Consider the following 15,617-nt stretch of genomic DNA (forward strand, 5'->3'; position numbering starts at 1 on the left):
TGAAAATTCAAGCCACTTTTTTGTTTAACTGTTTGATAATCATTTAAGTCAAGTTAAAAATTCAAAATTAGAAGGTTATTAATAAAAAATTAACGAAATTTGCACTCTTTTTAAATTAAAAAATAAAACAGTTGAGTAATCCGAAAAGAATATTTGATTTAGCATATGATCAAGCGGAATCCTTTCCCGATCATCATATGTTTGCTACCAAAATAAATGGAGAATGGAAATTTAAGAAACCAGCTGAATTTATTCAACAAACTATTGACGTCGCTAAGGGACTTGTCGCTTTAGGAGTAAAACCGGGAGACAAAGTAGGCTTAGTTTGTGAGAGTCGCTACGAGTGGCACGTGATTGACTTTGCAATTCAACAAATCGGTGCAGTAGTTGTCGCGATTTATCCAAATATAACAGACGCAGAATACCAATTTATTTTTCATGATGCCGAAATTAGTGTGTGCATTGTGAGCAATAAAAGTTTATACCAAAGAATCTCGAATCTCATGGATTCGATTTATGATTTAAAATATATTTTCGCCATTAATGAGTTTCCAAATTCTAGAAATTGGAAGGAGTTAATTGAAATTGGGCAAGAGGTTTCCGATCTTGAAATTGCAGAACGTAGTGCTAAAATCACTTCAGATGATTTATTAACGTTAATCTATACTTCAGGTACTTCGGGAAAACCAAAAGGAGTAATGTTGTCACATAACAATATGATGTCGAATGTTCAAGCATCGAATGAATTATTGGTATTAGATCATGGTTCGCGTGGATTAACCTTCTTGCCACCTTGTCACGCCTACGAACGCATAGTAATTTATTGTTATTTAAACTTAGGAATTTCAATTTATTTTGCGGAAGGATTAGAGAAAATAGGTGATAATATCACGGAAGTTAAACCGCATATTATGACTGCAGTACCTCGTATCATGGAAAAAGTATACGAGAAAATTACCAAAACCGGAAGCAATTTAACGGGGTCTAAAAAGAAAATTTTTGATTGGGCGATAGAAGTTGCCTCTCAGTATGAACCTGATGCAAGTAAACGATCAGTGGTATATAATATGAAGTTGGCCGTGGCTCGTAAATTAGTATTGAATAAATTTTACGATGCATTAGGTGGAAATTTCAAAAATATTGTTTCCGGAAGTGCCTCTTTACAAGATAAAATTGCTCGTGTCTTTATGGCAGCTGGATTACCATTTTATGAAGGGTATGGAATGACGGAAACTTCACCATTAATTTCTGTAAATAATCCTTACAAACAAGGAATTCGTATCGGTACAGTGGGATCACCTATCCGAGGAGTTCAAGTGAAACTTGCAGAAGATGGAGAAATTTTAGTAAAAGGACCAAATGTAATGCTGGGTTATTATAAAAATCCAGAAGCTACTACGGAAGTGATTAAAGATGGTTGGTTACATACAGGGGATATAGGAACTTGGGTAGAAGGAGAAGGTAATTTCTTGAAAATCATTGACCGTAAAAAGGAAATGTTTAAAATTTCAGGTGGGAAATATGTTGTTCCAGCACCAATTGAAAACAAGTTAACTGAATCGGAATACATTGAGCAAGCAATGGTTGTGGGGGATGGAGAAAAATTTCCTTCGGCATTGATTGTTCCTAATTTTTCTAAAGTTAAAGAATGGGTAACTGCAAATCATCCTGATTTAGCGGGTTTATCCAAACATGAGATGTTTGCTTCAAAAGAAGTTCATAAATTAATCCATACAGAAGTACGACAAGCGAACCAATTCTTTGGCAATTGGGAACAGTTAAAAAAATGTATGATTATTGATCATGAATTTTCAATTGAAAATGGTCAATTAACTCCTACGTTAAAAAAGAAACGTAAAGTAATTGCAGAACATTACAAAAAAGAGATTGAATCGATTTTTAAATAAAGGCGTATACAACATTTTTATCTATTGAACTAAAGAATAGCTTTTAGGATTACTTTTTAGGTTTATTTAAAATATTTTATAGGATTTGGAGTCAATAATTCTTCAATAGAAATAAATAAGCGAAATTTGTAAGCTTTTTAGTGGAAAAAAAATATAAACGAACGAAATGAGTAACTCAACAAGAATATTTGACTTAGCATATCGTCAGGCGGAATTGTATCCAAATCACGATATGTTTGCTTCTAAAATTGACGGTGAATGGAAGTTCACAAAAACAGAAGAGTATATTCAGCAAATACGACAAGTTTCTAAAGGATTATTAGCCTTAGGAGTAAAACCAGGAGACCGTGTTGGTCTTGTGTGTGAAAGTCGTTATGAATGGAATGTGGTTGATTTTGCAATTCAACAAATAGGAGGAGTAGTAGTGGCAATCTACCCAAACATTACGGATGCAGAATATCAGTTTATTTTTAATGATGCGGAAATACAAGTTTGTATCGTAAGTACAAAAAGTTTGTATACACGTATCAATAAAATGGTTGAATCCATTTATAGTTTACAATATGTTTTTGCAATTAATGATTTCCCAGAATCGAGAAATTGGTCTGAGTTATTCGAAATTGGACAAGACATCACTGAAGAACATTTAAATAATTTAAGCAGTGCGATTCGTTCTACGGATTTAGCTACTTTAATTTATACTTCGGGAACAACGGGTAAACCGAAAGGCGTGATGTTATCACATAATAACTTAGTGGCAAGTTATAAGGCTGGTCGTGAAGTGACAAAATTAACGCATGGTGCACGTGGATTAACATTTTTACCTCCATGTCATGCTTATGAGCGTATGGCGTTATATACTTATATGTATATTGGGATTACCATTTATTTTGCGGAAGGTTTAGAAAAAATTGGTGACAATATCAATGAAGTCAAACCACACATCATGACTTCAGTTCCACGTTTAATGGAAAAGGTTTATGAAAAAATCTTAAAAACGGGAAGTGGATTAAAAGGCAATAAAAAGAAAATATTCGATTGGGCTGTTGAAGTTGCTGCACAATATGAACCAGATCCTAAAAAGCGAAGCTTAGCCTATAATGTGAAATTAGCTGTAGCACGTAAATTAGTATTAAACAAATTCTATGATGCCCTGGGTGGACATTTTGAAAGTATTATTTCAGGTTCAGCTTCTTTACAAGGACGTATTGCACGTGTATTCTTAGCTGCTGGATTACCGTTTTTTGAAGGATATGGTATGACAGAAGCTTCTCCATTGATCTCTGTAAATAATCCGAATAAACTTGGATTACGTATTGGTACAGTAGGATCTCCTGCATTGGATGTCGAAATCAAAATTGCGGAAGATGGAGAAATCTTAGTCAAAGGTCCAAACGTCATGATGGGATATTATAAAAACCCTGAAGCTACCGCTGAAACGTTGAAAGATGGTTGGTTACATACCGGTGATATAGGAATTTGGGAAGAGAAAAATTTCTTGAAAATCATAGATCGTAAAAAAGAAATGTTTAAAATTTCTGGTGGAAAATATGTCGTACCTGCTCCAATAGAAAACAAATTAGTAGAATCTAAATTTATTGATCAAGCGATGGTTGTAGGTGATGGACAAAAATTCCCATCCGCATTGATTGTTCCAAATTATGCAAATTTAAAAGAATGGGCGAAAGATGCTGCTCCAGATATTGTAGCCTTATCGAAGGAAGAATTTTTGAAGCATAAAGAGATTCAAAAGAAAATTAATCAAGAAGTTCGTCAAGCCAATCAATTCTTTGGAAATTGGGAGCAGATTAAAAAACCTGCAATCATTACGCATGAATTTACCATTGATGGAGGTGATTTAACACCTACATTAAAAATGAAACGTAAAGTGATTGCTGAAAAATACAAGCAAGAGATTGAAAATATCTTCAAATAATATGAAAACCCACGAATCTCGTGGGTTTTTTATTTTACCCGTTTTGAGGAGAAATATGCTTACCTTTGCAAAATAGTCGAATTAATCCAAATTCATGACTTATTTTCAATCCATCGATTGACTATTAAATCAATAATTAGAATGAATTTCCAAGAAATATATAAAAATTTAGGCATTGAAGATATGAATGCCATGCAACGTAATGCTTTTGAATTTTCAGGAGATAATCAAGATATTGTTTTACTTTCGCCAACAGGTTCAGGTAAAACATTAGGTTTCTTATTTCCTGTTGTTCGTGATTTAGATCCGAATGTAAAAGGAGTACAAACGTTAATTATGGTGCCAGCACGAGAATTGGCTTTACAGATTGAAGAAGTGTTCAAATCTATGAAAACAGGTTTTAAAGTCACTTGTTGTTATGGGGGACACAATACTAAAATCGAACAAAATAATTTACTTGAAGCCCCTGCTGTTTTAATTGGAACACCTGGACGTATTGCTTATCACTTACGCAACGAAAATTTTGATCCCACAACAATAAAAACATTGGTGTTAGATGAATTTGATAAAGCTTTGGAGTTTGGTTTTCAAACGGATATGTCATCGATTATCAACGAGATGAAAAATCTTCAACATCGTATTTTAACGTCGGCTACCGAAATGAAGGATATTCCTGAATTTACAGGCTTAGATAATCATAAGGTCATTAACTTCTTAAAAAATAAAGAAGTTAAACCGAATTTAAAAATGAAACAAATCAATACCATTTCTGAAGAAAAATTGGATTCATTATTCAAATTGATTTGTAAGTTAGGTACGCAGCGTATGTTGATATTCTGTAATCACCGTGATGCTGTAGATCGTATTAGCGAGTTATTACGTGAAAAAGGAATTGCCCGTGAAAGTTTTCATGGAGGAATGGAGCAAGATGAGCGTGAACGTGCTTTGCTAAAATTTCGTAATGATTCCGTTCGTGTTTTAATTACAACTGATTTAGCAGCTCGTGGTTTAGATATTCCAGAAGTGGATACAATTATTCATTACCAATTGCCTCCGAAAGAAGACGCATTTATTCATCGAAATGGTCGTACAGCTCGTATGAAAGCAAAAGGAACGGTTTATTTAGTGATCAGCAACGAGGAAAATTTTCCATTCATCGATAAGAAATTAGAAGTGGAAGATATTTCTGGGGAATATCCTATTCCAGCACGTACACCTTACCAAACGATTTATATTTCTGCTGGAAAAAAGGATAAAGTAAACAAAGTTGATATTGTTGGATTTTTATTCAAGAAAGGTGAATTAGAGAAAAATGATGTTGGAATCATCGAAGTGAAAGACACAACTTCTTATGTTGCGATTAACCGTAAAAAAGTGCCTGAATTATTAAAGAAACTGAACGGTCAAAAAGTAAAAAATAAGAAAGTGAAAATGCAAATTGCTTACTAATTATTCAACATAAAAACAAATTAAAATGTTAGCACACCATGTATTATTTTGGTTAAAAGATGACGCAACAGATGAAGAAATAAAAACATTTCATCAAGCCTTATTGGATTTAAAACCCATTGCGCCTTCAGCATTTTTTCATGTCGGAACACCAGCTGATATCGAAAGAGATGTTATCGACGCCTCTTATTCTTTTTCGTTATTTGCCGCTTTCGAAACCATGGAACAATTTGAAACATATCAAAAACATCCAGAACATATCGCATTCTTAAATGGACCGAATAAATTAGCAAAACGCGTTTTAATTTACGATGCAGATTAAAAATACAAACTCCGTCTATCAGACGGAGTTTTTTATGCTTTATATATTATTTTTTACCCAGTACATCATTACAATCGAAGGTATTGTAATGGAAAACCAAAATTCATTTTGATAAATTCTCTACTTTTTCGCTGTATCATTTTACTGATATATTTTTTGATCATAATAATCTAATCCATAGTAAACATTTCTTTAATCGCTTCTTTTATTTCAAATTGTTGTAATTTATTGTAATCATTTGGTGATACTTCATCTAATTCGCGATTGTCTTCACCTATCGTAGTCGAAATAAATACGTTTTGAAGAAGTGAAGCAAAAATCAATTAACTTTTATTTAATTCAGGATTACAATCACAGGAATTATATTCTTCGCAGTTAATGTAATTTCGTTTAAATAGGGTGCAGGTTTACCCGTATAAAAGGTATCAACTTTAATGGTATCTAAAAATATTCCTGCTGTAGAAATATGAGTATAGGATGAATTGACACGATTTACTTCTCCTGTAAATAGGATGTCGTATGTTTTTTATGATTTTTTTTAAGTGGGTACGATACAATCGTAAGTGAAAGATTAGAGCGAGAAAAGAAGTAGTAATAACGATTGAAAGTGTCTCATTTGTAGCATTTCGGGTCGCGTATTTACCTGCGGTGCTGCTTCGCGGTGCGAAAAACGGGAGGGAATTTGAACGAAGATTAAATTCGTACGTCCAAGCTAATTGCTTGGCTGAAACTAAATTAGATTAAAGTTTTTAAAAAAGCAATTTTGCGAGCGGAAAAAGATGGGCTGAAAGTTGGATTTTATCTTGAGCTTGTCAAAGGGTTCATCCTGTTTTTTCGCCAATACGATGTTAGCTGAGGTTTTATTTAAAATATGCTCTTAGATAATTCATTGTTCTTACATTTTGTCCTGAAATTTTACCAGGAGTCCATTTATTATATTTCTCAATTAATTCTTCTTTAGCAATATCAAATAATTTTAATTTATATTTTTCATTATTTGGATATTGATTAATCCAGTCATCTAACTCAATATTTGAAATTGTTCCATCTTTTTCAATAATAAATTTCAAAGTTATGTACATTACTTTATTAGGTTCAAAATCTAAATTTAAGTTTGTATGAATAATGGGCATAACTCCATCATTTAATAAGGAAATATTTTGATTAATAAATTTAGGAGAATCTTTATAATTTAAATCGTAAAAGTCAGCAACACTGTTATTTTTAAAGAAATTATGTTCAGCTTGATCAACAATTTCTTGATAATAATTTTTGCCAAATTTTTGTTCCATAAGATACTTAACATAACTGGTATAACAACCTTCAGTTTGATTCTGGTATGTTACACAAATTTCTTCATTAATATGAAGTTTGAATTTTCTTTTTGAAATAATTTTTTTTATTTCATTTAAAAATGGCTGATTAGGGCATTCATAGCATTTTGAATGAGTAAATACACCTTCATATGTTTCGAAATCAGATTTAGCTTTTTCAACAGCGTTTATACACATTGTATCATTTCTATCTGGATTTTTTAGATAATTAATATCTTCATTTCGGTATTCAATATGTTCATATTCGATGATATTACTATCATCTAAAGTACTATCATCAATAGAGTTATTTTTATTATTACAGCTGAATAATATCGAAAAAAAAATAATCAATAAGATGAGAGTTTTATGCATAAAATATCAGTTAACGAGTCGAGTATTTACCTGCGGTGCTGCTTCGCGTTGCTAAAGCGTTAGCTTCGGCGAAGCCAACTAAGGGAGAGAACTTCAATGTTAGTTGAACTCCGTCCGTTCAAGCAAATTACGCTGCCTCTAAAACTAATTTAGTTTTAAGTTTTTAAAAAGCAATTTTGCGAGCGGAATATAACGGGATGAAAGTTGGATTTTATCTTGAGCTTGTCAAAGGGTTCATCCTGTTTTTTCGCAAATATGATGTTAGCAGTAGTCTTATTTATTCAGTTTTAATTTCATCATAATATCAGTCTGTTCATCATTTCCAAGTTTGAAAATATGTTTATCAAACTCTTCAAATCCATTTTTCTTATAAAAATTAATTGCTCTAAGATTTTCTTCCCAAACTCCTAACCAAACATAATCAAGCTTTTTCTCTTCTGCTATTTTCAACGCTTTTTCGAATAGAAGTTGTCCAACTTTTTTCCCGTGAAATTCTTTTAAAACGTAAATTCTCTCAATTTCAAGAGCTTTCTGGTCTTTCAATTCTGTTTGCGAATCTCCAAAATTTAATTTTAAATAGCCCAAAATATTTGCACCTTCTTTTGCGAAATAGAATAGTGAATTTTTATCATTAAATTCTGTTGTAATTTTCTCAAGAGAAAAATTTTCGTTGAGATAATTATTCATATCATTTTCAGAATTTGATGCTGAAAAAGTTTCTGAGAATGTTAGTTTTCCAATTCTTCGTAAATCTTGAATTTCATCAAGTACAACTTCATTAATTTTAATAGATTCCAATTTTAACGCAATATTTTTATAGGCGGTTTCAAGTTGCTCATGCAACGTTTGTGTAAAAATAGTAAAAATTTTGATTATTTGATTTGTTGAATAATCATCCGATTAAAAACTTGTGCTGGCGAATATCCATCAAGTACTTTTCGAGGTCTTTCATTAAGTTCACGTTGCACTTTTTTAAGTTCTTTTTCAGAGTAAATCGACAGGTCAGTTCCTTTGGAAAAATAATCTCTTAAAAGCCCAAGCGAACAAACATGTTCTCTTAGCCGCTCTTTGCTATAACCTGAAGAAATACCTGAAATTTACACCTAAAAAGTCTAAATTACTAGCCCAAATCTGTGCCTTACCAAAGGTACAGCATGCTATTTTTAAAACAGGTGAATTAGACTTTAATATCGGGTTTTTAAAAGCATTTTATTTTTAACTCATTTGCATTTTAACCCAAAATAAACCTCGTTTAAAAAGGCTTAAAACGAGGTCATATATGATTTTATTTTGTTGAGTTTTGAGTTGTGCAACGGTTACCTATGTTACATGCAGTAATAATTATCCTTTTTGTGGAGAATATTTAAAGATTTTGCCTAATAATTCAGTTGCTTTAGTTGTATTATTTTCACCATATTTTTTGTCACTTGTAATTGTTAATCCAAACCAATCTGTAAATCGATATAAACTTCTTAATTCATAGCAATTTGAAAATTGTATTTCTGGATTGGAATAATCAAAATCAACAAATAAATCAAGAAATTTTTCAAAAACTATTAGATATTTTTCAGTATAGAATTTATTTTCTCGAGATACGTTTCCGTATTTTAATAATAAATAAATAGTGTATAAATTTCCATATTGCGCGATTGGTTCATCAGGGTAGCCATCATTTACTGACCAATTGAAATCAAAAGCAAAAACAGATAGAATCAGCTTAAATAACGATTCTCTATTTTCAAGTGATTTTTCTCCATTTTTAGTTAATGTCAATTTTCCATCTCTCTTTTTTACCAATTTTGCAATTTCACAAACATATCTCGCATTTTGAATTGCAATAGAATCTTGCTCCCTAGAAAGTTTTGAAACTCCAGATTCTATCAAACTTTCTGTGATAAACTTATAATCGTACAACTCAACCATTACTTTTTTAGGTAAAGCTCCAAGAGGCGTTAATTTTATAAAATTATCTCGTTGTACAATTTTTAGAAACTCTTCACAAATTCTAAAGAATGGAATTAAATTGAGAGTTTGTGAGTCAATATTATCTTGAATTTGAATAGGACTTTTTATTCCAAACGGATGATGAATAATTTCGTGCAATTCAAAAGGAGAAAGGCCTGAAAATTTTTCTTCAGATTTATTATTATATTGATAAATTAAATTTTCGATCTCTTTTTCATTCATTGACGTAATGTTCTCTGGCGGTTTCAAGTTGCTCATGCAACGTTTATATAAAAATAGTAAAAATTTTTATTATTTGATTTGTTGAATAATCATTCGATTAAAAACTTGTGCTGGCGAATATCCATCAAATACTTTTCGAGGTCTTTCATTAAGTTCCCTTTGCACTTTTTTAAGTTCTTTTTCTGAGTAAATCGAAAGGTCAGTTCCTTTGGGAAAATAATCTCTTAAAAGCATAAGCGAACAAACATGTTCTCTTAGCCGCCCTATGCCATAATCTGAAGAAATACCTGAAATTTACGCCTAAAAAGTCCAAATTACTAGCCCAAATCTGTGCCTTACCAAAGGTAAAGTATGCTATTTTTAAAATAGGTGAATTAGACTTTAAAATCCGCTTTTTAAAACCACTTTATTTTTAATTATTTTGAATATACTCCAAAAATAAACCTCGTTTAAAAAGGCTTAAACGAGGTCATATATGATTTTATTTTGTTGAGTTTTGAGTTGTGCAACGGTTACTGCTGTTGTACGCAGGCATTTTAGTATTCTATTTTATTTTCTGGTCGTTGTTGCCAAATAGCCAAATATTGTCCTGTCGACATTTTTCGAGCAGAGTTTTTAGCTTTGTCGGCATATTCTCCTTCATAAAGTTCGTCAATAGTCTCAAACCAAATTTGCAACCATCTCCCAAAATGCTTTTGTTCAATGCTATAATTTAAATTTTTGTCAACATTCATATGCTTTTGCGTTGGGTTTCCTTTGAATTTTGCAACTCCAAACAAATTAGTTTCCCAAAAATCAGTCAATTTATCAAGGTGCTCTGGCCACTTATCATCTGAAATGTGAGCATTAAAAATTGGCCCCAATAGTTCGTCTACTCTTACTTTTGAATAAAAACTATTCACTAAAATATTTATGTCGCTTCTGTTATCAATTTGTCTCATTGCGAATCAATTTAGTTTTCAAGAACACTTTTAACTCTTTCTACTTTATCATGTTTTGATAGAGTTAGGCGTACAATTGAATCTTCAACTGCTATTAAATTGTGAGGAATGTTACCATCCAATGCAATAATATCGCCATCTTTCATATCATACATTTCGCTTTGCACACCTAATTTTAAATTTCCCTGTATTATGTGAATTATAATTGGGAAAGGCGTCTTATGCTCTTTCATAACCTGTCCACTCTTTATAAGAATTCGTATTTCTTTTGAAAATGAAGTTTCAACAATAACCTTTGATGTAACATGGTTTTCGTTAAATTCAATTTCGTCGTTAAATGATAATTTGTCCATATGGTCTGTTTTTATGCTTGCGTACAACGTGCCGCAGCTTGGCCTTTACTTTGTTTTTTATTAAATTACTTATAAAAAAGGATTGTAGAAGTGACCTATCGGCTTGGCAAGATTTCGAGATCTATACTTCGCATTAGTCTTCTACAAATCCTTTTACAAAAGTTGATCAGCTTCAAATAGAATGAGAGACATCGAGGTCTACTAAAGGCTATAAAGTAATCAACTCCTTTTATAAATCTTAATTTCAAATGTATGAAAAAGTATTTGTATTTTATTGGTATTGATGTATCTAAATTAAAATTAGATGTAACGATTTGCAAAGAAAATGAACTTCATCAATCCCATCATTTTATCGTAACAAATGATAAAAAAGGATTAAAGGAGCTTTTACAGTTTTTAAAAAAGAGAGAAATTCACACATCAGACGTACTTTTTAGTTTTGAAGATACCGGTGTGTATTCTATGCCATTGTGTTGTTTTTTATCGGATCAAGAGTTGGATTATTGGATGATTCTAGCAATTGAAATCAAACGAAGTAAAGGACTTGTACGTGGTAAATCAGACAAAGCCGATTCGAAGGATATTGCCATTTATTCTCATACACATTTTTACAAATTGAGATTAGGTAAAATTCCAGAAAAAGATCTTTTAAAACTTCGCTTATTATTTACAGAACGTGAGAAATTACTTAAGGCCATCAAGGTTTTAGACAGTACAAAAGAAGGTATAGAATATTTACCAAAAGAGGTGTTTTCTGAGATAGAGCGCGTGAATAAATCGACCATAAATCACCTAAAGAAAGCCATTGAAAAGATAGAAAAACGAATGCAAGAAATTGTAAAAATGAATGATGAATTGCATCATCAAAATAAACTCATACAAAGTATTCCTGGCTTAGGTCCGATGACATCAATCTATTTGATATTAGTAACCAAAGGATTTACAACCTTTAAAAATTCACGTCAATTAAGTTGTTATGCTGGCGTAGCTCCGTTTGAATACAGCTCAGGAAGTTCAATCAAAGGACGAACGAAAGTAAGTCATTTTGCCGATAAAAAACTAAAATCATTGCTTAATATGTGTGCAATGAATGCAAAGAAATGTGATCCAGAATTAAAGCTCTATTACGAAAAGAAATTGGAAGAAGGGAAATCAAAAATGTTGGTTCTAAATAATATCCGATGCAAACTATTAGGAAGAGTATTTGCAGTAATCAATCGTGGATCTGCTTATGTAAATATTCAAAAATTTGCAGCATAAAAAAATAGAAAAAAAACATAAAAAAGGTTTGTTTTTATCCATAGAATGCGAAGTGGCGAACTAAATCGCATAAACTTCAAATATTCCCAAAACTGAGCAACGCATTTTTATTTTTTTAAATTTAACAAATTAAAAAATAAAAATAGTGATTGCGACAAAAAAAGTAAAGACTTTAAATTTAGCCTTATCTCGCTATTTTGCCAAACTGTTGTTGTAGGCAGTGCATTATGGTTTGTATGGTTTCTCTTTTTCGTTGTCTTTATAGTATTCGGATATGATTGAAAACTGTTTATCTGTTAAAAGTATTGTGTGTAAATCATTACCACCATAAAGCAAATAAAATTGTTCGTCTATATTTTGTGTTTTTAGTATTTCATTTATTTTACTAAAAAAGTTTCTTGGTGCAGTTTCCCAAAATGTTTGATTATCAAGTTCTTTTTTTGTGAAAAGGTTTGATTTTACTCCATTGATTATTACGTCATTAGTTTTCTCAAAATCATTTGCCGATTGTACGGTTAAACTCACGTTTCTTTTTTCCAATATTTTATTTAATTGCGGTAGAAAAAAGTCAAAACTAAATTCGGCAAGTTCTTCTGCGTCAATATGAGCTATTTTGAGATTATCGTCATTGTAAATGTCAAAGTTACTTATGAGTTGTGCTTTTAAACTATCAATTTTTGAATTGTCAGCATATTTTAAGAAGTCACTCTCAATAAGCTTTTTTCCATAAATACTGTCGGACTTTTCTATATTCATATTTGGCTTACTGATATTGTGTGTTTCTACTTTTTGTTGGCAACAAATTAAAAATATCGAAAAAAGTAAAAGCGTTGATTGTTTCATTCGGTTTCGTTTTTAGCATTGCCTACAACGGAAAAAGTATTGGCGAAGTGCGGGGATTTTTAGCACTAAAGTTCAATCGAAGAACGAATGTTGAACCTTGTACAAACGTCCAATCGAAGCTGTTCAGCCCCGCTTTTGGCAATACCTTGTTAGCGGTTCGGGCTTCATTTGTCAGTTTTTTTTTTAGTGTTGTTTGTGTTTCATATCATACATATCAAATCCGTCTGCCTAACAGTTGTTTTTAATTTCAAACAGTTCAAAACCTTGCTTTTCATAGAATTTGTACGCAATCTGTGAAGTTCTATCAGTATTTTTTTGAATACTATCAATTTAGTTAAGTATGTCAATTCTGTGCTTCAATTGTTTTGTCCGCAAAGATATTCCTTGATAGTCAGTATGAAATATGTGCCAACTAATTTTGTCCAGCCCAATTCATTTTTCTTTATACAACAGTCTTTTGATGTTTAACTGTAAAAACAACTCCTAATATCAAGAAAGTCAAGAATACTGGATAAAGAGTGAAAAAGACAGAGTGAATTGAGGTCAATGATAAGCCTAAAGCTAAAAACATATGAAGGCAGGCGGTTACAATCATTCCTACTGTTCCGATGGTGAAAAATGGATGAAATTTTTTCATTTTACTGTTATTTTATTTGTTAATACTCATTTTAAGTTCGTCCGTTCAAGCAAATTGCTTGGCTAAAACTAAATTAATTGAAAGTTTTTAGAAAAGCAATTTTGCGAGCAGAAAAAGATGGGATGAAAGTTGGATTTTATCCTGAGCATTCTAAGATAAAAACAAGTAATCAATCAATTAATTTTACAAAAGGTTCATTTCTTTTCGCGACGGCAAATATTCGTAATACAATTTTGTTTGCAACAGCATTTAAAGCAGTAAGCTTATGCTTTCCTTTTTCTAGTTTTTGTTCGTAATTTTTTTTTAGTTGCGGATCGTGCTGAATGGCACTTCCTGCTGCTTTAAATAAAATGGATTTTAGTGTTTTATCCCTCAAAAAGTGTGTTTTTGTCCGACCTTTGATACTACTGTCTGACTGATAAGGAAATGGAGCTAAGCCACAATGACAATTAAATTTGCGGGCATCGGTAAAGCGGGTAAAATTATCAGTTTCTATAATGCATTTAATTGACGTAATGGCACCAACACCTATAACAGAGGATATTTTTGTGTAGGTGGTGTTTAGATCCTGACTTGATTTTACTATTTCCATCATTTGTTTTTCTAAATCTTGTATCGTGTTTTTGATGGATTTTAATTGTTTTTGCTCAAGCTTTATTAATTGTTTCAATGCTACTTTTTCATTTAGTATCATTTCCGCTTTTAAGCTATTTTGTATTTGTACTGACATTTTTACGTATCGTTCACGTGCTGTCATAAGTGCTTTTAACTTTCTTAATGATTCACAAGGCAATTTAAAAGGTGATAGTTTATGGTGACTTGTTATGATATAATCAGCAATTCTATAGGCGTCCACTACATCAGATTTTCCACGCTGTAGTCCTAATGACCTCTGAAGATCTAATGGGTTGATCAAATAGTAAGTAAACATATGCTCTTCTAAAAGCCAAGATAATAGTGCTCCGTAATGTCCTGTATGTTCAAGGGCAACAACTACATTCTCTTTGTCAATATTTTTCAGCCAAGTAAGAATTTCTCTTTCTTTGTTCGCAATCACACCTTGTTGGAGTTTTCTACGGCTGTCTCTTTCCAACATACAGAAATCAAGTGTGTCTTTAGAAACATCGATACCAATGATAAATTTTTTCATAAATTTGAATTTAGGAAAACAATTCTGACACAACCTAATTGGTTTAATTACTAACGCTATTAATAAGCCTTTATGCTTAACATTCTAAATGGTACTTAAAACCAAAGAGGAGAATAGGACTAATGCTCAGGATAAACCACTACGTTTAAGAGTCGAACTAGTTCACCTATTCCCTCTGGTTGTTCAGAAATTATCTTCATTAATAATAACTGAATTTATTAAATACAAATCTAATAGCATGTCGAAGGGTCGAAGGGTTCAGCCCGTTTTTTGCGAAAATACAATGTTAGCGACAGCTATATTAATAGAATTTTAAAAGCTTTTTCAATTCTTCTTCAATTTTCGGATGACATAAATATTCTGGTTCACCATACATCAACTGGAAATTAAAATGAGTTGAAATTAGATTTAAATGAGTAGTCTTTGCTTTAATTTCTCCTTCAAACCAATTACTCCAAGCTAATTGAATTGTTTCATTATTATTATCGAATTGATAAAAGTCAAAATCAATTCCTTTGTCAAAAATTTTGTCATCATATTCAATTTTTAATTTCCAATTTTCTTTCTTCAAGAAAGCTATAATTGAATAAAAAGTTTTAGTTTCAATACTTGTTGCTATTTTTACTTCCATCAATTGATTCCTCTAATTTAAAATTTCAACAACTAATTTTTCTGAGTTAAATTCACTAGAATATAATCCATACATAATTCACTTTCTATTATTTTCTGTATTTTACTCACTTCTTGTTCTTCAATTAAGCTATTAAGTATTTTTTCTGCAAATCGATAAAGATCACTTTTGGATAGAGAATTTGTAAGATTCCAATCAAAAATTATGTTTGATAATTGAATTATATTTTCGTTATAATTATAAATCAAATATGAATGTTTTTTGTTTAAACACATAGTTTGTTATATAATTGCCGCTAACATTCAAATATATG

General features: G+C 31.4%; 15 protein-coding genes and 2 pseudogenes. 5 read left to right on the forward strand and 12 right to left on the reverse strand.

Going from position 1 to position 15,617, the window contains the following annotated elements; genetic code table 11:
* Nucleotides 1–131 precede the first annotated feature (131 nt).
* The 4 genes from AC1QSP_RS02005 (at nt 132) to AC1QSP_RS02020 (ending at nt 5,614) form a co-directional block, all read left to right on the forward strand.
* The gene (locus tag AC1QSP_RS02005; protein ID WP_484079549.1) at nt 132–1,907 is read left to right on the forward strand and encodes an AMP-dependent synthetase/ligase; all 1,776 of its coding nucleotides are present in this window, start codon (nt 132–134) and stop codon (nt 1,905–1,907) included.
* A 166-nt stretch (nt 1,908–2,073) separates the two neighbouring features.
* A complete protein-coding gene (locus tag AC1QSP_RS02010; protein ID WP_484079550.1) occupies nt 2,074–3,843 on the forward strand; it encodes an AMP-dependent synthetase/ligase in 1,770 nt (589 codons plus the stop codon).
* Nucleotides 3,844–3,984: 141 nt separating this feature from the next.
* A complete protein-coding gene (locus tag AC1QSP_RS02015; RefSeq protein WP_484079551.1) occupies nt 3,985–5,292 on the forward strand; it encodes a DEAD/DEAH box helicase in 1,308 nt (435 codons plus the stop codon).
* Nucleotides 5,293–5,317: 25 nt separating this feature from the next.
* Complete coding sequence (locus tag AC1QSP_RS02020) at nt 5,318–5,614, forward strand: Dabb family protein (RefSeq protein WP_484079552.1); 297 nt, start codon at nt 5,318–5,320, stop codon at nt 5,612–5,614.
* A 170-nt stretch (nt 5,615–5,784) separates the two neighbouring features.
* On the opposite strand, the gene AC1QSP_RS02025 is transcribed toward AC1QSP_RS02020, so the two are convergent.
* The 8 genes and pseudogenes from AC1QSP_RS02025 to AC1QSP_RS02060 all read right to left on the reverse strand — a co-directional run bounded on the left by AC1QSP_RS02025 (nt 5,785) and on the right by AC1QSP_RS02060 (nt 10,783).
* The gene (locus AC1QSP_RS02025; RefSeq protein ID WP_484079553.1) at nt 5,785–5,937 is read right to left on the reverse strand and encodes a hypothetical protein; all 153 of its coding nucleotides are present in this window, start codon (nt 5,935–5,937) and stop codon (nt 5,785–5,787) included.
* A gap of 537 nt (nt 5,938–6,474) precedes the next feature.
* A complete protein-coding gene (locus tag AC1QSP_RS02030) occupies nt 6,475–7,302 on the reverse strand; it encodes a hypothetical protein (protein WP_484079554.1) in 828 nt (275 codons plus the stop codon).
* A 273-nt stretch (nt 7,303–7,575) separates the two neighbouring features.
* Nucleotides 7,576–8,100: a GNAT family N-acetyltransferase gene (locus tag AC1QSP_RS02035; RefSeq protein ID WP_484079555.1), complete on the reverse strand. Its 525-nt coding sequence runs from the start codon at nt 8,098–8,100 to the stop codon at nt 7,576–7,578.
* Nucleotides 8,101–8,174: 74 nt separating this feature from the next.
* Nucleotides 8,175–8,336, reverse strand: a pseudogene (locus AC1QSP_RS02040) (IS30 family transposase); the annotation flags it as partial.
* 307 nt (nt 8,337–8,643) lie between these two features.
* A complete protein-coding gene (locus AC1QSP_RS02045; RefSeq protein WP_484079556.1) occupies nt 8,644–9,489 on the reverse strand; it encodes a hypothetical protein in 846 nt (281 codons plus the stop codon).
* 69 nt (nt 9,490–9,558) lie between these two features.
* Nucleotides 9,559–9,720 (reverse strand): annotated as a pseudogene (locus AC1QSP_RS02050) (IS30 family transposase); the annotation flags it as partial.
* 305 nt (nt 9,721–10,025) lie between these two features.
* On the reverse strand, nt 10,026–10,430 hold the full coding sequence (locus tag AC1QSP_RS02055) for a group III truncated hemoglobin (protein WP_484079557.1): 405 nt from the start codon (nt 10,428–10,430) through the stop codon (nt 10,026–10,028).
* Between the two features lie 11 nt (nt 10,431–10,441).
* Nucleotides 10,442–10,783, reverse strand: a complete 342-nt coding sequence (locus tag AC1QSP_RS02060; RefSeq protein ID WP_484079558.1) for a cupin domain-containing protein — start codon at nt 10,781–10,783, stop codon at nt 10,442–10,444.
* A gap of 252 nt (nt 10,784–11,035) precedes the next feature.
* Between AC1QSP_RS02060 and AC1QSP_RS02065 the strand changes: the two genes are divergently transcribed.
* Entirely contained in the window at nt 11,036–12,043 is a 1,008-nt protein-coding gene (locus tag AC1QSP_RS02065) for an IS110 family RNA-guided transposase (RefSeq protein WP_484079559.1), read from the forward strand.
* Between the two features lie 225 nt (nt 12,044–12,268).
* Here the strand turns inward: AC1QSP_RS02065 and AC1QSP_RS02070 are convergent, their stop codons facing one another.
* The 4 genes from AC1QSP_RS02070 to AC1QSP_RS02085 all read right to left on the reverse strand — a co-directional run bounded on the left by AC1QSP_RS02070 (nt 12,269) and on the right by AC1QSP_RS02085 (nt 15,304).
* The gene (locus AC1QSP_RS02070; RefSeq protein WP_484079560.1) at nt 12,269–12,886 is read right to left on the reverse strand and encodes a hypothetical protein; all 618 of its coding nucleotides are present in this window, start codon (nt 12,884–12,886) and stop codon (nt 12,269–12,271) included.
* Nucleotides 12,887–13,328: 442 nt separating this feature from the next.
* Nucleotides 13,329–13,523, reverse strand: coding sequence for a hypothetical protein (locus AC1QSP_RS02075; protein WP_260544392.1), 195 nt, complete (start codon nt 13,521–13,523; stop codon nt 13,329–13,331).
* A 169-nt stretch (nt 13,524–13,692) separates the two neighbouring features.
* A complete protein-coding gene (locus tag AC1QSP_RS02080; protein WP_484079561.1) occupies nt 13,693–14,673 on the reverse strand; it encodes an IS110 family RNA-guided transposase in 981 nt (326 codons plus the stop codon).
* 301 nt (nt 14,674–14,974) lie between these two features.
* Nucleotides 14,975–15,304 carry a hypothetical protein gene (locus AC1QSP_RS02085; RefSeq protein WP_484079562.1) on the reverse strand — a complete coding sequence of 110 codons (330 nt, stop codon included), beginning with the start codon at nt 15,302–15,304 and terminating at the stop codon, nt 14,975–14,977.
* Between the last annotated feature and the right edge of the window lie 313 nt (nt 15,305–15,617).

The sequence above is a fragment of the Faecalibacter sp. genome (assembly GCF_057177045.1).